The sequence below is a fragment of the Candidatus Protochlamydia amoebophila UWE25 genome (assembly GCF_000011565.2).
GTDB classification, from domain to species: domain Bacteria; phylum Chlamydiota; class Chlamydiia; order Chlamydiales; family Parachlamydiaceae; genus Protochlamydia; species Protochlamydia amoebophila.
On the sequence record NC_005861.2, the window covers coordinates 1,212,441 to 1,238,738 of the forward strand.

The 26,298-nt window shown below is 33.4% G+C and carries 20 protein-coding genes and 3 pseudogenes; 14 read left to right on the plus strand and 9 right to left on the minus strand.

Going from position 1 to position 26,298, the window contains the following annotated elements:
• Nucleotides 1–114: 114 nt before the first annotated feature.
• A protein-coding gene (locus PC_RS11175; protein ID WP_181679058.1) for an IS3 family transposase occupies nt 115–1,319 on the minus strand; the annotation gives its coding sequence in 2 pieces (ribosomal slippage) (nt 115–995 and nt 995–1,319; 1,206 coding nt in all).
• Nucleotides 1,320–1,906: 587 nt separating this feature from the next.
• On the opposite strand from PC_RS11175, the gene PC_RS04830 reads away from it, so the two are divergent.
• From PC_RS04830 to PC_RS11185, 3 genes and pseudogenes are all read left to right on the plus strand, one after another.
• On the plus strand, nt 1,907–2,623 hold the full coding sequence (locus tag PC_RS04830) for a hypothetical protein (protein ID WP_011175552.1): 717 nt from the start codon (nt 1,907–1,909) through the stop codon (nt 2,621–2,623).
• 389 nt (nt 2,624–3,012) lie between these two features.
• A pseudogene (locus PC_RS11180) lies at nt 3,013–3,734 on the plus strand (IS1 family transposase).
• Nucleotides 3,735–3,761: 27 nt separating this feature from the next.
• A protein-coding gene (locus PC_RS11185; protein WP_181679059.1) for an IS3 family transposase occupies nt 3,762–4,864 on the plus strand; the annotation gives its coding sequence in 2 pieces (ribosomal slippage) (nt 3,762–4,011 and nt 4,011–4,864; 1,104 coding nt in all).
• A 165-nt stretch (nt 4,865–5,029) separates the two neighbouring features.
• On the opposite strand, the gene PC_RS04855 is transcribed toward PC_RS11185, so the two are convergent.
• From PC_RS04855 to PC_RS04870, 4 genes are all read right to left on the minus strand, one after another.
• On the minus strand, nt 5,030–7,903 hold the full coding sequence (locus PC_RS04855; protein WP_011175556.1) for a rhoptry family protein: 2,874 nt from the start codon (nt 7,901–7,903) through the stop codon (nt 5,030–5,032).
• A 1,533-nt stretch (nt 7,904–9,436) separates the two neighbouring features.
• Nucleotides 9,437–12,247: a hypothetical protein gene (locus PC_RS04860; RefSeq protein WP_011175559.1), complete on the minus strand. Its 2,811-nt coding sequence runs from the start codon at nt 12,245–12,247 to the stop codon at nt 9,437–9,439.
• Nucleotides 12,248–12,661: 414 nt separating this feature from the next.
• Complete coding sequence (locus PC_RS04865) at nt 12,662–13,900, minus strand: BaiN/RdsA family NAD(P)/FAD-dependent oxidoreductase (protein WP_044044970.1); 1,239 nt, start codon at nt 13,898–13,900, stop codon at nt 12,662–12,664.
• Nucleotides 13,893–15,833 carry an ABC-F family ATP-binding cassette domain-containing protein gene (locus PC_RS04870; protein ID WP_011175561.1) on the minus strand — a complete coding sequence of 647 codons (1,941 nt, stop codon included), beginning with the start codon at nt 15,831–15,833 and terminating at the stop codon, nt 13,893–13,895. Before PC_RS04870 ends, PC_RS04865 begins: the two co-directional genes overlap by 8 nt.
• Nucleotides 15,834–16,044: 211 nt before the next feature.
• On the opposite strand from PC_RS04870, the pseudogene PC_RS11190 reads away from it, so the two are divergent.
• The 7 genes and pseudogenes from PC_RS11190 to PC_RS04905 form a co-directional block, all read left to right on the plus strand.
• A pseudogene (locus tag PC_RS11190) lies at nt 16,045–16,309 on the plus strand (IS1-like element transposase); the annotation flags it as partial.
• 174 nt (nt 16,310–16,483) lie between these two features.
• The gene (locus PC_RS04875; RefSeq protein WP_044044972.1) at nt 16,484–16,729 is read left to right on the plus strand and encodes a hypothetical protein; all 246 of its coding nucleotides are present in this window, start codon (nt 16,484–16,486) and stop codon (nt 16,727–16,729) included.
• Between the two features lie 405 nt (nt 16,730–17,134).
• Nucleotides 17,135–17,257 (plus strand): annotated as a pseudogene (locus tag PC_RS11975) (transposase); the annotation flags it as partial.
• 210 nt (nt 17,258–17,467) lie between these two features.
• Complete coding sequence (locus PC_RS04890; RefSeq protein ID WP_011175566.1) at nt 17,468–17,683, plus strand: hypothetical protein; 216 nt, start codon at nt 17,468–17,470, stop codon at nt 17,681–17,683.
• A 146-nt stretch (nt 17,684–17,829) separates the two neighbouring features.
• Entirely contained in the window at nt 17,830–18,006 is a 177-nt protein-coding gene (locus PC_RS11195) for a hypothetical protein (RefSeq protein WP_181679060.1), read from the plus strand.
• Nucleotides 17,999–18,355: a helix-turn-helix domain-containing protein gene (locus PC_RS04900; RefSeq protein WP_011175568.1), complete on the plus strand. Its 357-nt coding sequence runs from the start codon at nt 17,999–18,001 to the stop codon at nt 18,353–18,355. Before PC_RS11195 ends, PC_RS04900 begins: the two co-directional genes overlap by 8 nt.
• A 237-nt stretch (nt 18,356–18,592) precedes the next feature.
• Nucleotides 18,593–18,862: a type IV secretion system DNA-binding domain-containing protein gene (locus PC_RS04905; protein WP_011175569.1), complete on the plus strand. Its 270-nt coding sequence runs from the start codon at nt 18,593–18,595 to the stop codon at nt 18,860–18,862.
• Between the two features lie 368 nt (nt 18,863–19,230).
• Here the strand turns inward: PC_RS04905 and PC_RS04910 are convergent, their stop codons facing one another.
• From PC_RS04910 to PC_RS04920, 3 genes are all read right to left on the minus strand, one after another.
• Entirely contained in the window at nt 19,231–19,608 is a 378-nt protein-coding gene (locus tag PC_RS04910) for a type II toxin-antitoxin system death-on-curing family toxin (protein ID WP_011175571.1), read from the minus strand.
• Nucleotides 19,605–19,835, minus strand: coding sequence for an AbrB/MazE/SpoVT family DNA-binding domain-containing protein (locus PC_RS04915; protein WP_011175572.1), 231 nt, complete (start codon nt 19,833–19,835; stop codon nt 19,605–19,607). Before PC_RS04915 ends, PC_RS04910 begins: the two co-directional genes overlap by 4 nt.
• Before the next feature lie 356 nt (nt 19,836–20,191).
• Nucleotides 20,192–20,377 (minus strand): hypothetical protein, encoded by a 186-nt coding sequence (locus tag PC_RS04920; protein ID WP_011175573.1) that lies wholly within the window; start codon nt 20,375–20,377, stop codon nt 20,192–20,194.
• 80 nt (nt 20,378–20,457) lie between these two features.
• Between PC_RS04920 and PC_RS04925 the strand changes: the two genes are divergently transcribed.
• Together PC_RS04925 and PC_RS04930 are read left to right on the plus strand one after the other, a co-directional pair.
• The gene (locus tag PC_RS04925) at nt 20,458–20,643 is read left to right on the plus strand and encodes a hypothetical protein (RefSeq protein ID WP_011175574.1); all 186 of its coding nucleotides are present in this window, start codon (nt 20,458–20,460) and stop codon (nt 20,641–20,643) included.
• A 379-nt stretch (nt 20,644–21,022) separates the two neighbouring features.
• The gene (locus PC_RS04930) at nt 21,023–23,110 is read left to right on the plus strand and encodes a BTB/POZ domain-containing protein (protein ID WP_011175575.1); all 2,088 of its coding nucleotides are present in this window, start codon (nt 21,023–21,025) and stop codon (nt 23,108–23,110) included.
• Nucleotides 23,111–23,187: 77 nt separating this feature from the next.
• Here PC_RS04930 and PC_RS11200 read toward each other — a convergent pair whose 3' ends face one another.
• Nucleotides 23,188–23,562 carry a tyrosine-type recombinase/integrase gene (locus tag PC_RS11200; RefSeq protein ID WP_320412033.1) on the minus strand — a complete coding sequence of 125 codons (375 nt, stop codon included), beginning with the start codon at nt 23,560–23,562 and terminating at the stop codon, nt 23,188–23,190.
• A gap of 847 nt (nt 23,563–24,409) precedes the next feature.
• On the opposite strand from PC_RS11200, the gene PC_RS11205 reads away from it, so the two are divergent.
• Nucleotides 24,410–25,614 (plus strand): IS3-like element ISCpr2 family transposase gene (locus PC_RS11205; protein ID WP_181679061.1). Its coding sequence is split into 2 segments (ribosomal slippage): nt 24,410–24,734 and nt 24,734–25,614, totalling 1,206 coding nucleotides; the frame shifts between segments, so codons are not numbered across the junction.
• A 124-nt stretch (nt 25,615–25,738) separates the two neighbouring features.
• Entirely contained in the window at nt 25,739–25,930 is a 192-nt protein-coding gene (locus tag PC_RS04950) for a type II toxin-antitoxin system Phd/YefM family antitoxin (protein WP_044044982.1), read from the plus strand.
• The last annotated feature ends 368 nt before the right edge of the window (nt 25,931–26,298 follow it).

Consider the following 26,298-nt stretch of genomic DNA (forward strand, 5'->3'; position numbering starts at 1 on the left):
GTTAATATAGCACAAACATAATTTCCTTAGTTTTTGATCTGAAAATGCCTTAAGTCCACGAGATGAAAGAATCAGGAAACAAACGGGTGGAGTTGCCCCTATAAAACCGGACCGCTAGCCTGTCATTTTTAATTTTCTTAAATACTCTCTTGGAGAGAGCATATTTAAAGCCTTATGAGGGGCTTTAGCGTTATAGTCTTCGATCCAAATAGGCAATTGCTGCAAAACAGCTTCAGCACTTGCCAGATTGCCGAAATAAACATAATCTCTTTTAAAAGTTTTGACAAAAGCTTCTGCCATGCCATTACTTTCTGGGCTATAAGATGGTGTGGTTCTAGTGGTTAAACCAAGCATTCTACCAAAATTGACAGTTTCTTTAGCCGTGTAACAGCTGCCATTATCAGAGAGCCATTCAAGAGGTACTCTAGCTTTTGGCTGTTCAAATCTATATTCAATAGTCTCAAGCATCAAATCTCGAATCATCTGCCCATCAATACCTATTGTAGAGGCAATATAACGCATGACTTTTCTGTCACACGTATCCAACGAGAAGGCGACATGAACACGATTACCATTTAAGCATTGAATAGAGAAGCTGTCTGAGCACCATCGTGTATTGCTGTAGAGAGTTTCTACTTTACCTGTATGTAAGCGTTTAGGACGCCTGTTTGGCCTTTGTAGCAAAAGATGATGCTGCCTCATCAGTCTAAAAAATCGCTTATGATTAATGACTTTAAGTTTTTTCTCTTTGAGAAGGCTATTGACAATCGCATGAACCCTACGATAACCGTAAGTCGGCCTGCCTTTAACCACCTCTTTGATTAAAGCTAAAACTTGTTCATTTTCAGCTTTAGAATAAAAGACTGGCTGATGAGGTAAATGCTCTTTAAGCTGCTCTATAAGATTGGATCTTGATACTTCCATCATCTCTGCTATTTTCCTTATGCTAAAACGTTTAAGCTTGGCAATGGCTGCCGCAAGATGAGTTTTTTTTCCTGCCCAAGCCTTACAGCCTCTTTTAAAATTTCATTTTCAAATGTCTTTTTCCCTAGCATCCGCTCTAGTTCTCTTATTCGCTTTTCCATTTCTTTCACTTGGCTTTTGGGAACTAGTTCTTCTCGGCTGCTAATTCCTTGTAATGCTCCTTGTTCCATCTGCCTTCTCCATGCAAAAAGTTGACTTGGTGTTATATCATATCTCCTTGCTATTTGGGAGACAGATTGACCTTCTTGATATGTTTTTTCAATGATCTGTTTTTTTTCTTCTAGGGACCATCGTCTTCTTCTTTCTACTGATGTAATTAATTTACAATTAGTCATAAATCTAGTCTTACTCCTATATCTTAGAAGCAAGCCAGATGGTTCGGTTCATTTGGGGAGCACTACCTCTCCGAACGCTATCTCTTAATTACCCAATATCAATATAAATTTTGAACATTGAAATGGAAAGTCACGCCATCAGAGAAAATTTCATTTGGAATCACATAAAAAAATGTTTGATGATTTGCTTTTGCTAGAATTCAGGAGATTTAGGCCTTTTGCACAATATGTGCTAAATTAAATAAAATGCTGACAGAGACCTTAAGGCTAATAATTATTAGTCCAAACAAATTTAACCCAATTACAATAAAATATGGTTTTATATTAATAAGTTCATATTTCTAACTGTAAGGATGCTACCTAAACATGGGTTGTAAAATTATAATACGGGTTTGAAGAAACTAGTGAGCTTTGCAGCAACACTTTGATTTTATTTACGTTAAGGCGTATAATAATTATTATTCTATTGTGTTAACAAACTAAAGAAAAATCATCAAAAAATAGCAAATAGACTAGGATTGAATTATTCATATAAAACACAATGATTTTAGTTTATTTATAATTAACAATTTTAATTTAGTTAATTTATGATGTATTTACAACCTTGCTCTCCTAAACAAGGCTATCAATCTGATCAGGATATGCCATATAAGGCAGCTAAACCTAAAGAGGTAGTCCAAACCAACCTACCAATAAAAGCTAAAGTAAAGGATGTGTGTAAAGATGCTTTTGCAGAGTGGTTACATACGCAAGATCCAGATCTTCCAATTGAAGTATTAAACAAGCTTCCTACAGAAGAAATTGCCACTTGGCGTATATTAGCTCCACTAAATTCTCATAGCTTTTTTCATAAATGGCTTGATAGTAAAATTACAAGTTTTTACGCGGATCAAAGCAAAATGGAACAGGAATTAAAGGCCATTTATCAAAAATTTAAAACGCAAAATCTTGCTAAATTAGATACAGTTGCTGGTATTGATCAGTTAGCTAGAGATATTCTTAAAGAATATAGTAAAACGATAGAAGACCAAGCGGCGGATGATACCTTTTTAACGTCTTATTTTGCTAGAACATTACAAATCCCTTCCGAATCGAAACTTATGCGCTTAACAATTGAACACGCTAAAAAATCTATTAGAGAAATTGTTAGTGAGAGGCTTGGTTATTTATATAATGATGAGCCAAGAGAGTGTCTAAAAAAGGTCCTTGCTTACGATTATCCTAATCAAATTGATCAAGTTAGCTATTTAGTTAATATCTGGGGTAAAAGTGGACGAACATTTGCTCCTATTTGGGAACAATAAATTTTGTCCTATATATAGGCTATCTTTATTTAGATAGCCATTCATCATATTGTTCAGGACCCACTTGAGACCAATAATTTTGTTACTTTTCATCAGAAGGTCTAGGTCTTTTACATACATGTTGAATTAGATAAGGGCGGCGGCTACCCTCTATCATTTCATGGAAATATTCCTCAACCTCATTTTCAAAATTAGGGTGTAGTAATTCAATTGTAACATTGGTATTGGTTCTATCGCTCATATGGTATAAGATAAATTTTAATTTATAAATATTTTAACAATATAATTTATAGATAAAAATTATTGGATAGTACTAAGTAGGTAAGGCTATTTCAATAAACTGATCTAATTTGATAGTTTAATTATTCTAATTCAAGCGGAGAAGAGCAATGAAATGTACGCACTGTGGCTCAGATTTGGTAAAGAAGAATGGTTATACAAGACATGAAAAGTAAAATTTTCGCTGTTAAGAATGTGGCAAACAGTGGAGCGAAAACAATGAAGCTAAAATCCTTAACAAACAAAGGAACTTATCAGAAAAGCTCTTTTAGAAAGGGTATCTCTTAATGGATTTGTAGAATTTTTGATGTAAGTATGCCATGGCTGCTAGATTTTATTAATCTCATTATCAATGATTTGCCTGAGGATTTAAATGCACAAGTCACTTGTCGTGAGAAAGATGAGTTGGAAGTGGCTAAATTTGAAGTAGATGAGCTTTAATGGAGTTTTATAGGAAATAAGAAAAATGATCAGTGGTTATGGCTTGTTTCCCATAAAAAAAGTCGGCAAGTGCTTGCTATGCAAGTGGGTCCTCGAGATAAAAAAACCGCTGAGCTTCTTTTTGCAAAAACTACCCGAATCATTAAAAAAAGCCTTCTATTTCACTGATAAATTTAATGTCTATTATGAAACCAATCCTTGGAGTCAACATCAACCAGTTAGCAAGCAATCTGGTCAGACAAGCTATATTGAAAGATTTAATTGTACTCGCAGACAAAGATGTGCAAGACTTGTAAGGAAAACACTTTCATTTTCTAAAAAACTAACTAATCACATTGGGTTGACCTTGCCCCTTAAAAATCATCCAAGAAGAAATAGAGGTTCGTGTTAAAATAAATAAATTTTAGGAAACGAACCAATGAAAAAAAGATTTTCAGAAGAACACATCATTCAAATACTCAAAGAAGTAGAAGCAGGCTCAGCAGTAGCTGAAGTTTGTCGTAAATATAGCATAGCTCCCGCTACTTATTACTCATGGAAAGCCAAATTTGGTGGAATGAGTGTATCTGAGGCACAAAGATTAAAAGCTCTAGAAGAAGAAAACAGGAAATTAAAAAGGCTTGTAGCTGATTATGCTCTTGATAATGTGGCTTTGAAGGATCTTTTATCAAAAAAGTGGTAGGCCCGCAGGCTAAGAGAAAGGCCATGAATGATCTAACCATCCACCATGGCATAAGTCAAAGGAGAGCTTGTCGTTTACTTGCTTTCGACAGGTCTGTTGGGCGCTATAAGCATAAAATGAAGAATGATACAGAAGTAAAGGATAAAATGATTTCGATAGCTCATGAAAGAAGAAGGTTTGGGTATCGAAGAATTTGTCTTTTGCTGAAGAAGGAAGGATTAAAGATTAATCATAAAAAAGTGTACCGACTGTACAAAGAGAGTGGTCTCAAAATCAGAAAAAGGGGTGGAAGAAAGAGAGCTTTAGGTTCTAGAATAGGACCTGAGGAGATTTCTAGGCCAAATCAAAGATGGTCTCTTGACTTTGTTTCAGATGCATTAGCCAATGGAAGGCGCCTTCGGATTCTAACAATTATGGATGATTTTACTAGGAAAAGTCTTAAGATGGTGGTAGATACCTCGATCAGCGGAGTTCGTGTTGCGAGAGAGCTATCTGAGTTGATAGAGACAGAGGGGAGGCCAGCATGCATATTAAGCGATAATGGGACGGAATTTACTAGTAATGCTATTTTGAAGTGGTCATGGGATAACAAAATTAGCTGGAAGTATATTCAACCTGGTAAGCCAATGCAAAATGGTTACATTGAAAGTTTCAATGGAAAGCTTCGTGATGAATGCTTAAATGAAAATTGGTTTTTAAATGTTAAGGATGCTCGTAGCACGATTGAAAAGTGGCGCGAAGACTATAATGAGTATCGTCCTCATACAAGTTTAAAGGGTCTAAGCCCAAAACAATTTATTAGAAGTTTAAGTGAAAATAACAAGAAATTAATTGCTTGAATCTCTATTTAACTCTGGATGGAATCAGGGGGCAAGGTCAGGGTTAATAAAATACTTTATTTGTGATTAACATAGATAATTGAGAATCTTACCTATTTAGCGCACTACCCAAGAAATACTAATAAAATAAATTTAAAATTAAGCTTGCAAGCCCGTCTATTGAATCTAATAACTTAGAATAACTTTAGTTTTTTCAATAATTTGTTCTTCATTTTGTAGAATATCAGTGGGCAATTTTTTTTGATCGCATAAATTTTTCACTCCTAAATAGATACTATGTAGAGCATGACATTCTACGAATTCTAAGGGTGTTAATTTTCCAGTTTTCTGTTTTTTACTAGCTAATTGCTCTAAACGTTCGGAAACTGCATTAACTGTGGCTTGTAAATATTCTATATGTTTCTCGCTTAAAGCTGTTTGAGGATCTAATAAGCTTTCTTTTGAAAAAGCGAGAAGATCGATAAAAGCTTCTCCTAATAAAAGTTTATATCCTCTGTCTTTCTGCTCTCCACCCTTTATTAAAGTTTCCGAAACTTTATCCATTTCTTGATTAAAAAACTCTGGCAAATGTCTTGTTTCTGACATTTCTAAAGAGGAAATACGGCTTAAAAAAACAAGTGCATTGAAAATGAAATGAAGAGTATCTTGTTTCTCTTCTTTACTATCAGCATATCTTTGAATGAGTTCTTTTTCCAGTATTCCATTGTCAACTTTTCCTTCGCTTTGGATCGTCTTTATAAAGCCCGCAACGTCCTCATTAAATAGCTCAGCTTGATCATTTTTTTCTATGGTCGGCAACTTTAGGCCAAACTTATGATTAAAAAGAGAAGTCAGATAATTAAGATCCCAAGAAACTATTCCTGGAAATGGAGCTAGATGCGCAGCTTGAGGTGAAACAAAACAACCCTTTCCAAAAAGCCATGGTAAAAGTGATTCAACTTTTTTACCAACCATTTGACACTCTACTGAAAATTCGTCTTCAGTCTCATGCATAGCCTGAACTTTTCTATATAAAGGTTTTTCAGATTCTGAAGTCTTTTCTAAAGCTCTTTCCCTGTGGTCAGTACGTGTTTCAACAGAGCCTTCTTCCAGCATTGTTTTTTGGTTTGTAATATGCTGTGATAAAAAATCTTTCAGAACTGATTGTAATTCTTCTAGTTGCTGATCAGATAAATTCTCTTTTACTATTTCGAACATGTTAGAAACTCTAAGAGCAAAATCTCGATGACTGTCTAAAACTTTAGGAAAGCGTTCTTCTGAATGTTCAAGATAATGGCCTAAAAAAATATCTACAAAATCTTGAATTTGTTCGACATCAGAAATTATTAAATCAGAAAAGTTAATAGATTGAATTTTATTGAGTTCTTCTATAAAATCATTTAAAATTTGTTTTTTATCCGCTTTCTTTTCTTTTAATTGCTGTAATAGTATTTTAATATTTTCTTGTATTATAGGTTTTTGTTTTTCAAGTTCTTGTTTACTTTCCGAATAAGCTTTTTTTACTACTCTTTTATAAGGCTCAACTAAGCGTGCAAGGCTTTCATCTGCTTGATTAAATAAATTTAATTTAGCATTAGCTTCTTTTACTGTTATAGTTTTATCAGGAATCAAAGCAAATAAGCCTTTAAAATGGCCTTCAAACTGCGGTAATTTTGCGTCAGATGAAGTTAATTGGGTCAATTCCAAAATTTCTTTTAAATACTTAATATGTGTCTGAAGGACATCATAATCTTTTTCGGGAATAATTTCATTTTCATCTTTAGGCAATCCATTTTGAATATTTCGAGTTAATTTAAGAGTTTCTTTTTCAAAAATATCAAAGGAAGAAAGTAAAGTTTGTTGGGCATCTTTCCGGATTACTGGATCCAGAGATTTAAGACCCTTCTTAATTTCAGCAATAAACTCGGGGTAAAGATCATTAGAATTTTCATCCCGAATCTTTTGAAGAAGTTTTTCATATGTAGGGCGGCAATCTATAGTAGTTTCTTCCTTAATTTGCTGCAATTTTTCAGTATAAGGAGAAAAATCTTTTTTAGTAGCTATTATACACCGATTGCATTCCTCTATTTGCCTTGCGACATCTTTTGGTGTTTCACCCGAAAAAATTTTTTCAAGGTTATCCAACACACGCTTAGTTTTTATATTTAACTGATTATCAGTTAATTGAAATTTATTTCTATTGTTTTGTAATCGATGATAATTATTTATCTCGGTTATTGTATCGCTTACTTCTTTCTTTAGTTGGCTAAAATGAAATTCCTTAAGATAAGATAATTCTTCTTTTAGTGCATTTAATTCTGATGGATCTAATGTCTCTAAATTGCATTTCTGATATTTTTCGACAAGCTGTTCAAGCTTTGAGAGAAAGTCGTTAATTTTTGCTATATTTTTTTGTATTTTTTCTAATGCCTCTAATTCTTTTAGATTGTCACTATAACTTTTTTTATCAATGTTAGTTAATTTCCTATTTAGAACATTCAATTCTATTTTAGTTTCTTCTATTTCTTTTTGTGTATCTTGATATCTTTGAATTTGTTGTTTTATTGTGTCATTATAATTAATTGTTATCGGTGCAGTTTGGCATAAACGTATTAATTTAACCGAAGCTTGTGAGATGTTTTCATGACATGTTTTTATCCATAATTTGACGATTTTTTTAGAAAATGTCTGGTGAATTTGATCATTTAATCGGGCCCGTATTTCACCTTGAAATGATCTTGAAATTTCTAATTCAGAAGCTCTTAAATTAGGTTTTTTATTATAAGCGCATAAAAATTTCCCTTTTACAAATGATTTAACAGTTTGTTCAGTCAGACATGGTGATTTTTGTGTTTCGTCTTTAGAATGAGTGAATTCACTAAAAATCTCACTGGTAATTCCTTCCGTAACAGTTTGTATTTCTTTTGTATTCGTTTGAACTTCTCTTGTTGAAGAAGTTGTATCAGAAGAAAGTGGATCGTTAATAAGAGACGTTGAATACTCACTTGAAGACGAACCATTGTTCAAAGAAGACGGATTAAAATCAGAAGGATTACTCATAACTACCTCCCTTAATAATTATAATTTAATTTTAATTATAAATTATTAACTAATTTATTATCTTTAAATTAAATATAATAATATTAATTATTAATAATGAGTATTTTAAATAATCATTAGTATTATTAATATTTACTGATATTTAAATTAAATTTTACAATGCTAATTATTTTAATCTTAAAAAGTTAGACGGGTATAAGCTTTCCTATTGAACAACCAACAACTCGTCCAGTTGGTTCCCCCAAGTATTTTGAAAATTGAACCATTTAGTGATCTCATCAATGTTGAAAATTTCTCCAGCAAAAAAGATAGGTAACGGAGACTTTCGAGTGATTTAAAATTGACTTCATTTAAAGTCACTCCACGGCAAGCGGCAAATTCTTGTTTGTAAAAATAGTTTTGCCTTGAATTAAAAATGGGCTGGCACGCAAATAGGCCCATGAAAGAAGGAAGGTTTTTTATCGGAAAGCATTGCTTATCTTAAATTAGTCTCGATACCAGATAAGTAAGCAAGTTTCTTTCCTAATAGGAAAAATGAAAAGGATTTTGATAATTAATTTTATTTTTTATTTTTCAAATAATTAACGTAATTGAAACAGCAATTCACTTCATATTATTTAATATTTTTATAAAGTTCGTTTATTCGGTAAGAAAATGTATTGATAATGCCTCTTCTCATTTTAGTTAATTTAGAAATCGGCACAGACAACACAAACTTTACACATCATAGAAAAATTCCTACAAAAATTAGCAGTTAAGCTTAGAGATGAAAGTGAAAAACTTGGTTAGAAAATATTATAAAACGGATACTCAGCTCCTGCGTTTTATTTAATAATCCAGCCAAGGATAAAATATTGAATTTAGTTTTTTATCCATTATTAATTGAAGGCTCTTAATCCGTAGATGGCAAAATTTGTGATTTTATTTTTATTGATAGGATCATCGTTTATCGAGTTTTTACTAATCCTCCAAACCTAAATCCAGCAAAATATCTTACAAATTTTTCTGTTAAATTAATTACAAGAAAATAAACAAAATATTTAACTTCATATTTTTTTTACCCATTCATTAAAAATTGTTTGAGTAAAGATTTCTATTTGCTAACTTTGTCGATTCATGCTGTTTTTTTAGTTTAAAGAACAAAGAGTTTAGAACCACATTTATTCTGGATATAGGTATTGTCTATTTATTGACTTTTTATTAAGATTTACATATTTTAATTTAAATTAAATATATGATATTTAGTGGTAATTAAAATAAACAGAAATTATCCACTTAATAATAAAATAAAAAATTTAAGAAATAGGAATAAATATACAGATGATAGATTTAGTTGTTTAGTGATTATTGACGTGCAAAGTTTTTGGAACTTGTGTAATGCGTCATAGATAAATTTTTTGCTTCTCAAGTATAACTTGCTACACCTATTAGGTTGGTTACATCTAAAATTCAAATAGAATTCTTTTTTTCATGAGGTGAAAAAAAGAATGCAAAACAAACATTAAAATAGGCGGGTAGGCCCGCCTGTTGAATCTAATTACTTAGAATAACTTTAGTTTTTTCAATAATTTGTTCTTCATTTTGTAGAATATCAGTGGGCAATTCTTTTTGATCGCATAAATTTTTCACTCCTAAATAAATACTCTGCAGGGCATGGCACTCTACAAGCTCTAGTGGTGCTAATTTTCCACTTTGCGTTTTTTTGAAAGCCAATTGCTCTAGTCGATCAGAAACAGTGTTAATAGTGGCTTGTAAATACTCTACATGTTTATCACTCAAACCCGTTTTTAAATTGAATAGCGTTTCATCTGGGGAAACAATAAGGTCAATGAGAGCCTCTCCTAATAAAACCTTATACCCTCTAGCACCACCTTTCTCATTATTTATAGCAGTTTCCGAAAATTTATCCATTGTCTGATTAAAAAACTCTGGTAAATGCCTAGTTTCTGACATTTCTAAAGAAGATAGATGACTTAAAAAAATCAAAGCATTAAAAATGGAATGAAAGGTCTTATATTGCTCTTCAATAACCTTAAACCTAGCTTGTAGTTCTTCTTTGACCAATTCCTGAGGAATTTTTCCATTTACTTGGACGGTACTTAAAAAAGGTTCCACATTTTGATTAAACAAGTCTAATCGATCCGTTTTTTCTTGGCTTAACTCTAGTCCAAGCTTGTCATTAAAAAATGTAGACAGATAATTAGCATCCCAAGAGACTACTCCAGGAAAAGGGACTAAATGCGCGGCTTGAGGTGAAGCAACAAATCCTTTTCCAAATAACCAAGGTAAAAGTACTTCGACTTGTTTACTAATGCGTTGGCATTCTATTGAAAAGGCATCACCAGATTCATGTGCAGCTTGAACTTTTCTATATAAAGGTTTGGCAGGTTTAGTAACCTTTTCCAAACTTTTTTTACTCTGATTAAGTGATGTTTCTAAACTTTCTTCAATCTCACTTGTTTGATTTGTAATATGATGCGTTAAAAATTCATTTAAAACTAATTTGATTTTATCTAATTGCTCCTCAGATAAATGATCTTTTAATAGCTCGAACATGTCAAAGACTCTAAGAGCAAAGTCTCGATGGTTTTCTAAAAGTTTAGGAAAGCGTTCTTGGGAATGAACAAGATAATGGCCTAAAAAAATATCTACAAAATCTTGAGTTTGCTGAATACCCTTTTGTAATAAGTCTGAAATTTTTTCATCTTCATTTTTTATAATTTCGCTAAAAAAGTTATCCAAAATAACAGTTTTTTTTTCTTTTAATTCTTTTAGCTGATGTGATAATTCATCAATTTCTTTTTTAATTCTTGTTTCTTGATTCAGTCCTTTTTTAGTTTGAGCTATGTTTTCATTTAAAAGGTTTCGATAAACTTTAAAAGAGTTATCTAAATCTTCTTTGGCTTGATTAAATAAAGTAAGTTTTGTTTTAGCCTGTTGAACGGTCATTGTATTATTAGAATCGGGAAGTAATGCGAGTAAAGTTTTAAATTTTTCCTCAAATACGGGTGCTGGCACTTTTGCCGTTAATCCTGCTGGCAATGCCAAAAGGGGTTTTAAATAACTCTCAATGTAGGTATCTAAAGGGCCGTAATCTCGATCAGTAATAATCTCCTCATCCTTTTTTCTACATAGCTCCTCTTTGATTTCTCCTGTTAATTTAAATAGTTCATGCGTTTGAATAAAATTAAAAACCTCCAATAGCGTTTGCCAAACTTCCATATGAACGACAGGATCAACAGGATCATTGTGCAGTTCGAAAGTTAATTGAATCGCGTCAATAAACTCACTATATTGCTTTGAATTTCCCTTTTTAATTTCCAGAAACGATTTTATGTAGGAAGGACAAGTTTCATCAACTTCCTTTTTGACTTGATTCAATTGATGAGTATAAGGTAATAAATCTTGTTCGATTGATTTTTTACTTTCTTTGAAATTATCTATAAATTCATTTAATTTATTTGCTTCCCTTACAAAAAGGATATTGTCAATGCTGTCTAACACGGCCCCCATATTTTTTATTAAATGTTTATTTTTAAATTGAAATTTGTTTCCTTTTGGTAAACACTTGTTTACTTTTTGTATAATACCTTGTACTATTTTTTCAAATTTCTTATAAGCTTCTTTCAATTCCCCATGTTCTTTTTTTAGTAAGTCGATTTCTTCAGATGTTAATTTTTCCAAGTCAATTTTTTGGCATCTTTCTGCAAACTGTTCAAATATTGGTAAAAATTTATTAATAGCTTCTATATCTAAATTTAGTCGTTTTAATCCTTCTAATTCTTTTAACTTATCATTATAAGATTTTTTATTAATATTATTTAAGCGCTGATGCAAAATATTCAATTGCATTTTTTTTTCATCTAGCTGTACTTTTATTTCTTGATATGCTTGACTTTGCTCGCATAGAATATCCTTATGTCGAATGCTAATTGATTCACTCAAACCTTCATGGGGTAATTTAACTATCATTTCCGACGTACTCTGAGGGTATGCATTTATCCAGGATTTTACAGTTTTTTTATTAAATTTTTTTTCGATTTTTTTATTTAATTCAATTCGAATTCTACTTTGTAAAGTGTTTTTTTCTATACTTGAAGCTCTTAAATCAGGTTTTTTACTATAAGAACATAAAAATCTTCCTTTAGAAAATTTAGTCGATTGCTTTACAAGAGGCGTTAATTTCGTTCCCTCTTCTGTGGGCTGCGGCATTAATTTACTGGTAGCCTCCTCAATAGTTTTTTCAGTTGATTTCTTTATTTGTTTTGAAGATTTTTGAATTCCTTCAATTGGGGAAGATGTGCTGGCGACTAAAGAAGGATTATAGAAGTCAGCAGAATTCATAATTACTCCTTACTAATAATATTATTAAAATGATTATATAAATTTAATTATATAATTAATTATACAATATTATCACTTAATTTATTAATTAAATAATTAATTAATAAAAGATTGACTTAATGAATTAATTATGGATTACTTAGAATTAATTAATTTTACATTTACATCATTTATAAAATTAGCTTTAAATTTAAATAGAAATTTAAATCTATAAAGTTAATTATAAAATTTAATTATTTTGAATAGATTTAGTATATTTAAGAATATGCAGTTTATTTTTGACAGTATTTTTGGGAATTTGTTGTTGATTGCATAAATTTTTTGCGCCTATGATTTTTAGTAAATAATTTAGGTTTTAAATTTTATTCATAATCGCTAAAAAGAAGAAAAAATTTTTAAAAAAGAAGCAGAAAACTAGAGGACGGATGTCGGCATTCCCATTGAACAACCAGCAATCCATCCGGTCGTCCAGGCATTTTGGAAATTGAATCCTCCAGTGATCCCATCGATGTTGAGAATTTCTCCAGCAAAGAAAAGATGGGGGCAACGGCGACTTTCGAGTGTTTTAAAATTGACTTCATTTAAAGCCACTCCACCGCAAGTGACAAATTCTTGTTTATAAGTAGTTTTGCCCTGAATTAAAAATGGGCTAGCGCGCAAATAGGTTATGAAAGAAGAAAGGTGTTTATTGGAAAGCATCGCCCATCTTAAATCAGTATCAATACTAGATAATTGAGCAAGCCTCTTCCACAATTGTTTAGGTAATTCGAACAAGGATTCCGACATTACTAACTTAGCAGGGTTGCTTCGTTTCATTTTTGAAAAAGTCAGCCTAATCTCTTCTTCAGATAAATTTGGAAGCCAATTGATTTCCATTTTGGTTTTATAATTTAAAGTGTGAAGTTCACGAGCTGCCCAAGCTGAGAGCTTAAGAACAGCTGGCCCGCTAAAGCCCCAATGTGTGAGTAAAAGTGGACCTTGCTGCATGATTCCTTCATCGACAAGGCGAACTTGCGCAACAGGTAATGAAACGCCGGCTAAATCTAACAAGGGAGAATCAGGTACATTAAAGGTAAAAAGGGAGGGAACGAGAGGGATAATGGTATGTCCTAATTCTTCCAGTAAGGGATAAAGTTTCGGAGCGCTTCCAGTTGCCATTAACAATTTATCACAAATTAAAATTTCTTCATTAGAAAGATGTAGGGTAAATCCTTTTTCCTCTTTAATGATTTTTTGGACACCTCTTTCAAGCCGAATATCTATACGAGCTTCTCGAGCAGCTTGCTGTAGGCAAGCAATAATTGTTTCTGACTGGTCTGTTACCGGAAACATACGACCATCTTCTTCTGCCTTGAGTTTCACTCCTCTATTTTCAAACCATTCAATCGTATCTTTTGGTTGAAAACGAGTAAAAGGCCCTCTCAATTCTTGACTTCCCCTTGGGTAAGATTTAATCAAAATAGAAGGATCAAAACAGGCATGCGTCACATTACAACGCCCCCCTCCTGAAATGCGAACCTTAGCAAGCGGTTGACGCGTTTTTTCTAAAAGAATGACTTGATGTTGAGGAAAATGATGGGCGCAAGAAATGGCTCCAAAAAAACCAGCAGCTCCTCCTCCCACAACTACAATATTCAAAGATTTATCACTCATCTTCAGCTTCACTTTGTTGCAATTCCAAACTTGCTGTTTCCCATTTTTCCATAGAAGTCATTAATGCATTTTCCAGTAATTGTTTTTCTTGAGTATATTCTAGCTGTTTTTCTCGTGTTGATATTTGATAAAATCCTTCAGAAGTCATAATTTGTTCGATTTCTTTAATCTTTTCTTCAATTTTATGACACTCTTCCTCTGCTAAAAATATTCGCTTCTTTAATTGAGTTTTCAAACTTTTTAGACGTTTTTGATCTTGATAAGTTGACAAAGAATTTGTTTTTGCTTCTTCATGTGCGTAACGTTGACTCAAAGCCTTTGGCTTGGATAAATGATCTTTTTCTTGTTTTTTTACGTATTCAGGATAGCTTCCTTTAAAATCTTCTATTTTTTGATAGTTAATTTCCAAAATGCGATTAGCAATATGTGAAACAAAATAACGGTTATGGCTAACAAGCAAAAGAGTTCCTGAATAATTTTGCAAAGCTTTCGTTAATTCATCAATAGCTTCTAAATCCAAGTGATTTGTCGGCTCATCAAAAATCAAAACATTAGGTTTTAACAGCATCATTTTAGCAAGAATTAAACGGGCTGTTTCGCCTCCACTTAATGTATGAATAGGCTGCTTAACTGTATCCCCTGAGAATTTAACGAGACCTAAAAGGTCTCTGACCTGCTCTTGAGTTTTGGTCCGATCAAATTGACTCAGCCAATCAAGTAAGTTCAAGTCACCTTGCACTTCTCTTGCATGGTCTTGAGGAAAATAAGCAATTTGAGTCGCAAATCCCCAATCAAATTCTCCTTGGTCGGGTTGGGCATGATCTGTCAATATTTCCAGTAAAGTCGATTTCCCAATTCCATTGGGACCAATAATCGCCAAACGATCTCCTCGTTCTATTTCAAATGAAACATTCTCCAAAACTTTTTTGGATCCATAAGTTTTATAGAGATTTTTAGCTTTAAGAACAGTAACACCAGAAGCTCTTTCGGGTACAAAATTCAAATTTGGATAAAGTCGAGAAGTCGGAAGAAGATTTAAACTATCCATTTCATCTTCTATTTTTTCAACCAAACGAGCTTTGGATTGCGCTTGTCGAGCCTTTGTCGCTTTAGCTCCAAAGCGATCAATAAACCCTTGTAGATCTTCTCGACGCTTATCATGCTTAGTGAGCATTGCTTCTTTTTGCTCAAGATCTTGCTTTTTCTGTTTAGCAAAAGTTTCATAATCTCCTTTATAAATTTTGATCGTCCCATAATCGACATCTGCAATATGCGTACAAATATTATTAAGAAAATCTCGATCATGAGATGTCACAATTAATGTACCAGGAAAATTGCGTAAATAACCTTCTAGCCATTTAATGGAATATAGATCTAAGTGGTTAGTCGGTTCATCTAACACTAAAATGGCATGTTTACCAAAAAATAGCTGAGCGAGAAGAACCCGGAGCTTATAGCCCCCCGATAAAAAATGTAAGGGCTTTTGATGAGACCCTTCTCGAATTCCCAATCCCTCTAGTAATTTTGCCGCCTCTCCTTCAGCAGTGTATCCATCTTGATCCTCAATTATTTTTTCTAAACGAGAAAGGGCTTGGCAATCATCGTCTGTAAATGGTTCTCGCTGTAAAATGCGTTTTTTTTCTTCTAAGCTGCGCCATAATAACTGTTTTCCTCTTAACACAACATCCATTACCCGTTCATTTTCATACACATAATGATCTTGTTTTAAAGAACCAAGAGTAAGCTGTTGAGGGATGGCCACGTGACCTGCATCAGCACAAACCTCCCCCGTCAAAATTTTGATTAGAGTAGATTTTCCACACCCATTAGCCCCAATCAATCCGTATCGATTTCCTGGATTAAATTGAAGATTCACTTGTTTAAAAAGAATTTTAGCGCCAAAACGCATTGTTAATTCGATTAATGCAATCATAAATTCTGATCAGTTTACACGTTTATTATTTTATTGAGAAATGAGGGATTTTATCATGAAAAGGGTAAAAAGCATAACTATTATCAGTTGATCTTCTTATTAAGGTTGCTTGTTAAATAGCATTTTTTGGTAGTGCTAAATAGGTAAGGCTATTCCAATAAACTGATCTAATTGGATAGATTAATTGTTCTAATTCAAGCAGAGAAGAGCAATGAAATCTACAAACTGCGGATCAAATTTGGTAAAGAAGAATGGTTATACAAGACAGGAAAAGCAAAATTTTCGCTATTTAAAGTGTGACAAACAAGTGGAGCGAAAACAATGAAGCTAAAATTATTAACGAATAAACAAAGGAACTTGTCAGAACATTTCTTTTGGAAAGGGTGTCTCTTAGTGGAATTTGTAGAATTTTTGTTATAAGGATGCCATGGCTGCTAGATTTTATTAATTTCATTATCAAACCCTCTGTACAGGACAATTTTTTTGAAAATGTAAAAAAATTCGCGATATGTGACATAATACTTTAGAAACCACTCTGGAGGCACTATGAAACACATATGCGAGCTGCATAACATTTTTTAGGTCAATATTTTAATTGGAACAAGTCAAGATTAACTGTATTGACGAATTTATTATTGGGATTGTTCATAGTGAAGACAGTGAACCTGTCAGAGCTAGCAACAGTTTTATATAGTAAGGCAAAAATTGATTCTAATTTCAAACGAATACAAAGATTTTTCAACTGGCTAACTTCTTTGAATGATTATCAAGAGGTCATAACAGATTTAGTGATTATCATTTTAGATCTTAAAAATAAGAAAAATGACTTGGCATTAGATAGGACAGATTGGAAATTCGGCAAAAAAACACATCAATATTTTGACCTTAGGAGTTAATTTTAAAGGGATTAGCATTCCTCTAGCTTGGATTTCCTTAGGAAGAGCAGGTAATTCCAAAACCCTCGATCGTCTATCAGTACTTAAAAGAGTGATGGATAAAATTAATATTAATTCATTTACAGCAGATAGGGAATTTATAGGATCCGAATGGTTTGAATTTTTAATTAATTCAAAAATCCCGAGCTATATTCGAGTTAAAGAAGACACTCAAGTGTTACACACAAAAGGAAACTACACAGTGGGCTTGAGAGATATATGTAAGGAAATTAAGTGTGGAAAAAAGAAAGTCTTTAAAGCCACCATACATTATTGGGAGTAAGCGTTCAAATAGCTGCTTCGAGAAATTATAAAGGAGAGCTTTTAATCGTGTTAACAAATGTTTGTCCCTATAAAGCATTAAAAATGTACAAGAAGAGATGGGCAATTGAAACTCTTTTTGGATATCTAAAAACAAAATGTTTTTGCTTTGAAGATACTCATATGACCGATTTGAAAAAGATCGATGCATGGATGCTCGTGCTAACACTAGCAGTAGTGTGGACGATAAAAACAAATGAAATCATACAATCAAAAACAAACCAAGCTTCTCACGGGAGAAAAAGAAAAAGCATATTCAGGACAAGCTTTGAGGGAACAAGAAAATGTTTATTGTGTTTAGAATTATATATGAATGAATTTTTACATTATATAAGACTTCTTCGAAAGAAAAATTTTATTCTAAATAGGTTGTAAGGTATGTTAAAAAAATTGTCCTGTACACAGTTCATTGGCACAGAAAGACGATTAAGTCTTTGGGATGTAGGTACTCCTGTAGAAGAAAATATTTTGTTTTGGAAAGAAATGCATGATTTAAAAGAAACGCAGAATAATCTCCGCCGCGGATTTTTTCAAAGATATGACATTATAAATAAAGAAATACAATTTCTCAAAAAACAGCATAAAAAAAATTAATAGGATGGTTTTTTCCTCTGATACAAAAATACGGATTATTTCAATTATATCCGAAAAATTGTAACAATTGGAAACTAATTAAAAATCCTCAAGAAGGTGATGTTATCCCTGGTTTGTCGGGCCTAAGGAAAACTCGATTAAAAAGTATGAATAAAGGAAAAAGAGGGGGCTTTAGGGTTGGCTATTTAGATATTCCAGAAAAGAGCAAGCTCTATCTCATTGTCTTATATCCTAAAAATGTGAAAGAAGATTTATCAGCTGAAGAAAAAAAACTGATTGTTCATTTGGTGAAACAATTAAAAGAGGAAGTAAATCATGGGTAAAATGTTTGACCTTCTTAAAGAAGGATTAGAAGAGGCTATTTCCTATGAAAAAGGGAGTTTTAAAAATGTTAGAGTCAAAAAAGTTAGGATCGATACTGGAGAAATTCCACAGCAGCCAAAAGAGTATCAAGCAAAAGATATAAAACAACTGAGAAATAAACTTAATTGTTCTCAAAGCTTATTGGCTGCCTATCTTAATATTAGTTTAAATACAATTCAAGCATGGGAACAAGGCTCTCGCAGACCAAATCATGCGGCTCTTCGGCTACTTGAAATTATGGATAGAGGCCCTCAATTTTTAGCCTCTTTGATAGGAGCACAAAGTAGTAACAAACATCTTAATGGTTAACACTCGACTATAATATTTTTTATGGTTAGTAAGATGCAATAGTCAAAACAATTTTAGCTTATATTTTCACTGTTAGATTCTTATGCTTAGCGTACTTGATAAACTATGGAATGTGCAATTTATGCTTCTTTAAATAAAATGGTTGTACCGCGCCGCAAATGAACAGACTTTTTCAAAGCATTACAGAACCTTGTCTAATTAGAGGCATTTTATGGGCCGCCAAACGTTGATTGGCAATTGTGCACCAAAATTGTCTTTGCTGAGCAAAAACCCCTCCATGCTGGCCGCCTTGCCGACATGTTTGGGGAGCCAGAAATTAGAGAGTATCAAAAAGGGCTGCCTTATGGAGCCAATGACATTCGAGATGGGGTGAGTTTAAATCAACAAACGCGGTATCAACAATTGATTACAAAGACCGATATTCAATTTTTGTCTCGCAATCAGGCTTTTGTACGCTTACCAGATAATTGCCTGATTGTGCGTCTTAACGTATCAATTATATGCTGATCATTCAAATTTTGTTGCCTAGATTATATTCCTTTTTAAAAATAAACGAGGATCGCCAATTTGATATTTTAAAGCATACAATTTGGCGTAATCACCTGGACAAACTTGAGCTAAAATTATGGTTTCATCTTTAGATTGGATTTTTTCTTTAGGTGATGGCTCTTTTTCGGTAGGTGCGTTTTGGATTTCATATTTATCCTCTATATTTTCCTTTCATATACCTCTTGAACATAATGTTTGCAAAGGAATATGTCCAATTAAACAGTATTTTAATATGCTTATGCTCAACACTCATCTTAAGCCGACTAATCACAAATTGCAATTGAAAACCAATGAAAAGTCTTCAGTGAGATCAATCAACTTTCTAGTTATTTGTCTTGATGTTTTAAGAAATTACTAATTTCTTCTTTCGAAAATAATCCTTGAGCTACTCTACAAACCATTTCCTCGAATTCACGCATGTCGTATTTCATTTTACAATCATTTTGGCTCAAAAAAATTAAAGTCGCAGCAGCACCTGTTCTCTTATTCCCATCTAAGAAAGCATGATTACAAACAATGTGAAAAAGATATGCAGAAGATTTGTCAAATATTGATTCATGTAGATACTCACCAAACATTGTAGTCTTTGGCATTTCTATAGCAGATACAAGAAGTCCCATATCTCTAATACCATGTAGACCTCCGTATGCAGAAACGAGATGATCATGAATCAAAATCACCTCTTCAACAGATAAAAAAATCATCGATCAGACAATCTCTTGAAAAGTTCAGCATATTCATTAAAAACATATTTCTTAGCTTCTTCAAATTTGCTGTTTACTGGTTTTACCGATTGAATAGTAACACCTGTATTTGAATCTACAACTATTTGAAACAAACAATTTTCGTCAAGCCCTGCAGCTTGTAAAATTGATTTGTCAATGACAATGGCTTTACTATTTCCATGTTGAACTAAATGTTTAACTTGCATAATACACCTCTCGTATAAATCAATATTACTATATTATAAATTTAAAGTATATACAAGTGTTATAACGGAATCTTTTTTTATTACGGTATAGGTAAATATAAACGAATTGAAAAGGTCACCAAAAATCTTTTTGTGTTAGACAAAAAATCACAAAAAATTTTGTTCGCGCATCTTTTATTTTTGAATATGGATTTTCACTGCATATTCTTGAGAAATGACTCGATCATAAACAACATCAATTCTTTTATGTGAAATTGATTACAAAGACCGATATTCAATTTTTGTCTCGCAATCAGGCTTTTTTTGTACGCTTACCCAATAATTGCCCGATTGTGCGTCTTAATGTACCAATTATACTATGATAATTTTAATAATTTGTTGCTTAAATTATTTAAACGAAGATCTCCGCTTTTAAATCTTAAGGCATAAGACTTGGCGTAAACACCAGGACAAACCTGAGCTGAAATCATACATTTTTCTTTAAACTGGCTTTTTTCTTTAGGTGATGTCTCTTTTTCGGTAGGTTGCGTTTTGGATTTCATATTTTATCTCTTGTATGTTCCCTTCATATTACTAAGGAGAAGCAAAAAAGTAAATATTCACTATTTCCCAAGTCAAGCAAATGTCCGCTCAACTACTTAAGCGTCTGGGCTATATTTTAAAGCTTTTATTTGTGCGTTTGACAAATTCCAGAGAGATTTCATGGATCGCCGGAGAAATTTTTCCATCACCTGTCTGTAGCCTTACCATCAATCCAAAAGATTTTCATTTTTATTTAGCTTTTGTCAAAGCTTCTTTCTTAAAATAGCATTTTTAGGTTTTTGAACACTCTCTCGCTAACCTAAAAGGTTATCTATACTCTATCAGAACAGCATCACCTATTCTTAGTGGCCGCCTGAAAATCCAAAATTCAGGGTAATCACATTAGAGTACTTATAAGCCGTTTGTTTCATGTTCCTATAATTTCGTGACTTAAGGCATTTTCAGATTAAAAACTAAAAATTTTATATTTAAGCTCAATTGATTCTTACTTATTTTTTAATCGCTCTTCATTGATAAAATGAACCTTTCTTTTAAAATGTGACTGCCTATTTTAACTTATTAATATTGCAATAATTTTTATCTATCCATCATATTGTTAAAATATCTATAAATGAAAATTTATTTTACTCATTGGGACGGTCATTTTGAACATTTCTAATACAGGGTTTAATTCTAGTTATCTTGTCAATACAACGAATCCATCTTACTATCCTCTTCAAGACATTAACGATCAACTTGAGAATGAAAATACTCCCTTAGACAATCCTTTGCCTAATCTAGAAGAAACTAGTGCGTCAACGATTCAACCTTCCGCTCTTTCACCTTCATCTGAAGAAGTCCAACTAAGCTTTCAAGAGGGAACTTCTCTGACTATTTCTTACTCTCAGCTAGCTTTGTTAAGGGAAAAATCACGCTACTTTAACAATCTGTGGTCGGGGCAATTTCAAGAAACCCTGCAACATCCTCTCGCTTTGACACAAAAGGAATTTACGCATCTGCTTAATTGTGTCATGGATGCTAACTTTAAAGTTCCCTTAGAAGAAATTACTTCTACCATTCACCTAGCCGATTATTATGAACTAACAGAAGTGATAAAACATTTAGAAGCACAGCTAATAAGTGGATATAGGTCCCAGAGATTCGAACCCTTTAACTCCACTGAAGAGAGTTTAGTCGGATTAAAAGAACTTTTAAATTTTGCTCATCGCTATCAATTAAATAGATTGAAGAATTATTTAGAATTCACCGTTGTGAGCGCCTTATTAAACCAGACCTCTCAATTGGCGGAGTTTGAAAGAATTATAAATCACTTTTCAAAGAAGATAGAGGGACTCAATTTTTCAAACAATCGTTATTTAACTGATGCGCATCTTCTAATATTAAAAAATTGTAAAAACTTAAAAGTGCTTCATTTAGAGAAGTGCCGGGCTCTCACTGACGATGGGTTAGCGCATTTAACACCCTTAACGGCTTTGCAGTATCTAAATCTGAGTGCGAGCTATAATCTCACCGATGCAGGATTAGTTCATTTGGCACCCTTAACCGCTTTACAAAAACTAAATTTAGGCAGGTACAATCAACTCACCGATGCAGGATTAGCTCATTTGAAACCCTTAACGGCTTTGCAGCGTCTAGATTTGAGCTTCTGCGAGGATCTCACTGACGATGGTTTGGCGCATTTAAGACCCTTAACGGCTTTGCAGCGTCTAGATTTGCGCTACTGTGAGAAACTCACTGACGATGGTTTGGTGCATTTAAGACCCTTAACGGCTTTGCAGCGTCTAAATCTGAGCAATTGCTGGCACACCGGTGCAGGATTATCCCATTTGTCCCCCTTAACGGGTTTACAGCATCTAAATCTATACGAATGTATAAATCTCACCGATGCCGGATTAGTGCATTTGAAACTCTTAACAGGTTTGCAGCATTTAAATCTAAGCTATTGTGATGAACTCACCGATGCCGGATTAGTGCATTTGAAACTCTTAACGGGTTTGCAGCATCTAAATCTGAGCAATTGCAATAATCTCACCGATGCCGGATTAGTGCATTTGAAATTCTTAACAGGTTTGCAGCATTTAAATCTAAGCTATTGTGATGAACTCACCGATGCCGGATTAGTGCATTTGAAACTCTTAACGGGTTTGCAGCATCTAAATCTGAGCAATTGCAATAATCTCACCGATGCCGGATTAGCCCATTTGACACCCTTAACGGGTTTGCAGCATCTAGATTTAAGCTACTGTTCGAAACTCACTGACGATGGTTTGGCGCATTTGAAACCCTTAACGGCTTTGCAGTGTTTAAATCTAAGCAACTGTAGGAATCTCACCGATGCCGGATTAGTGCATTTGAAACTCTTAACGGGTTTGCAGCATCTCAATCTAAGCGATTATAAGAATCTCACTGATGATGGATTAATCCATTTGATGCCCTTAATGGCTTTGCGGCATCTAGAGCTGTTAGGGTGTGAGAATCTTACTGATGCAGGATTAGTGCATTTGACACCCTTAACGGCTTTGCAGCATCTAAATCTAAGCCATTGTGATGATCTCACGGATGCTGGATTAGCCCATTTAACATCCTTAACGGGTTTGCAGCATCTAGAGCTGTTAGGGTGTGAGAATCTTACTGATGCAGGATTAGCACGCTTTAAAACTGTAGCAAATTCACTCTATCTAATAATAAAAAGGTTCTTTGTTTTAAGAGAATCAAGAATAAAATTTCATTAAAGTTGATCAATTTCCATTGAGACGCTTATTTAATAGAGATATCCGCTATAAGATGTATTATAGGATGGAAATTAAGCTTATAAACCAATTTTAGTGGCGGCATTTTCCGTCCACATGTTTCCCAATCGAATATACCTTCTAATGGTATCAGAGCTTTTATGGCCTGTTTGCTTCATGATCAGATGCTCAGGAACACCAAAGATGGCAGCAGTTGTAGCAAATCCAGCCCGTAAGCTATGCCCTGAGAATGAATGTTTCTGATTTTCTAAATGTTTGTTCCGCTTAATAATCAATGCGACGGATTTGGAAGTTAGGGCTTTATCCATGATTTGACCATGCCGATTGATCGGTCGAAATGATGGTCCTTCGTTAATTTTAGAACAATCAAGCCAATCTTTTAAGGCTCTGACAGGGCAAGTGAGAATGTTTGATCCATAAGGAATAGCAATGATTCTCTCCTTCTATTCTTGGTCGGTTTTCGATTTCCTAAGCGTAATTTGTAAGCCTTCTCTAACAAATTTAGTGTCATCAATCGTTAAAGAAACTAATTCTGATCTTCGAAATGCGCCTACAAATCCCAGTAACAATAAAGCCTTGTCACGTATTCCTCCTGACAATGAATTTGCTTTACTAATGTCATTTATTGATTGATTCGATTATTTTGCGTAAATCATTTAGTAAAATCGGATCTTTACGAGTTTGAGCAGATTCTAATTTATCTTTTATTCCTTTCCAGACTTCCTGTATTTCGGGGCAATTTTTGTCGAAAGACTGTTTAGCTAATTTGTGAGCTTGGCTAATCGAGGTAAGCCTACGGCTTAAACTAGAAATTTTGAGAGGTTTTTGTAATTTCCCTTTCTGATTGATCTATGCGTTATCAGCTCGACTAATCAAATAGACGACAATCGTTTGAGGTAAAGCTGGTAATGGCCTTAATTTTTTTTCCTGGCACAAAAAAACAAAATCGTTCCAATCAGATCGATAAGATTTGTTGGTATTAAACGATCTTGCAAAAGCCGCCTATTCTTTTGCTGTTTTGAACAAATCAAGATATTCGCCGACTTCAAAATTCTCAATTCTTTGTATTGTTAACTGATTTTCCATATTGACCATCTTTACCGACTTCAATTTTCTAACACTTTGATTTTTTCATTGTCTATTTTTTTATTTTTTCTAACTACCGATAAGAAAGCGTTATCGGAACTTAGAATAATTTTCTAGAGATTGCTAAATGTAGTGCTCCCCAAATAAACCGGACCATCTGGCTTGCTTCTAAGATATAGGAGTAAGACTAGATTTATGACTAATTGTAAATTAATTACATCAGTAGAAAGAAGAAGACGATGGTCCTTAGAAGAAAAAAAACAGATTATTGAAAAAACATATCAAGAAGGTCAATCTGTTTCCCAAATAGCAAGAAGATATGATATAACACCAAGTCAACTTTTTGCATGGAGAAGGCAAATGGAACAAGGAGCACTACAAGGAATTAGCAGCCGAGAAGAACTAGTTCCCAAAAGCCAAGTGAAAGAAATGGAAAAGCGAATAAGAGAACTAGAGCGGATGCTTGGGAAAAAGACACTTGAAAATGAAATTTTAAAAGAGGCTGTAAGGCTTGGGCAGGAAAAAAAACTCATCTCGCGGCAGCCATTGCCAAGCTTAAGCGATTTAGCCTAAGGAAAATAGCAGAGGTGATGGAAGTATCAAGATCCAATCTTATAGAGCAGCTTAAAAAGCATTTACCTCATCAGCCAATCTTTTATTCTAAAGCGGAAAATGAACAGGTTTTAGCTTTAATCAAAGAGGTGGTTAAAAACAGGCCGACTTACGGTTATCGTAGGGTCCATGCGATTGTCAATAGCCTTCTCAAAGAGAAAAAACTTAAAGTCATTAATCATAAGCGGGTTTTTAGACTGATGAGGCAGCATCATCTTTTGCTACAAAGGCCAAACAGGCGTCCTAAACGCTTACATACAGGCAAAGTAGAGACTCTCTACAGCAATACACGATGGTGCTCAGACAGCTTCTCTATTCAATGCTTAAATGGTGATCGTGTTCATGTCGCCTTCTCGTTGGATACATGTGACAGAGAAGTCATGCGTTATATTGCCTCTACAATAGGTATTGATGGGCAGATGATTCGAGATTTGATGCTTGAGACTATTGAATATAGATTTGAACAGCCAAAAGCTAGAGTACCTCTTGAATGGCTCTCTGATAATGGCAGCTGTTACACGGCTAAAGAAACTGTCAATTTTGGTAGAATGCTTGGTTTAACCATTAGAACCACGCCACCTTATAGTCCAGAAAGTAATGGCATGGCAGAAGCTTTTGTCAAAACTTTTAAAAGAGATTATGTTTATTTCGGCAATCTGGCAAGTGCTGAAGCTGTTTTGCAGCAATTGCCTATTTGGATCGAAGACTATAACGTTAAAGCCCCTCACAAGGCTTTAAATATGCTCTCTCCAAGAGAGTATTTAAGGAAATTAAAAATGGCAGGCTAGCGGTCCGGTTTTATAGGGGCAACTCCACCTATTTATCAATATAATTATTTACTATATTTTATAGTCATAAACGTGCGATCTAATAAATCTATTAATTTAATCAAAAAATATATAGGTTAATGATATGGAAAAAGCAAAAGTAATGAGCTTCGTAGAATTTCGCCAAAACTTGTCAGAATGTGTTAACTTAGCAAAATATAAAGGCGAAAGATTTTTGATTACTCGTAATGGAAAAACTGTAGGTGCTTTTGTCCCTGTAGAGAATTTAGAAAAAATTAATGCATTTAATAATGTAACTACTGACAACAGCCATTGATGAGATAAGCTCAGAATTTGAATCCTAAATCAACAAAAGGATTTAAGTTATCTCTTAAAAAATCAATTTTTTTCGTGAGAGGGTTTAAGAATACTAGCTAACTTATCTGGTTTGCTAGATAAACATTTAGTTGGAGATCCAAATAACCAACTATCTTATCATTAAAAACTTAAATCCTATATCTTTTGTGTATTTGAAATTTTAAAATCGTAATTGGCTTAAAGACGCATATTGGTAAAATTGGCGAGCAGATAATCGAATTTAGTTTCGTATTCTTTTGGGATTGAAATAACATAGAATTCTGGCAAAAATTCTATAAACGTAGGAATTAGCTCCACTTTTATCTATTTTTTTTGATATTTTCTACT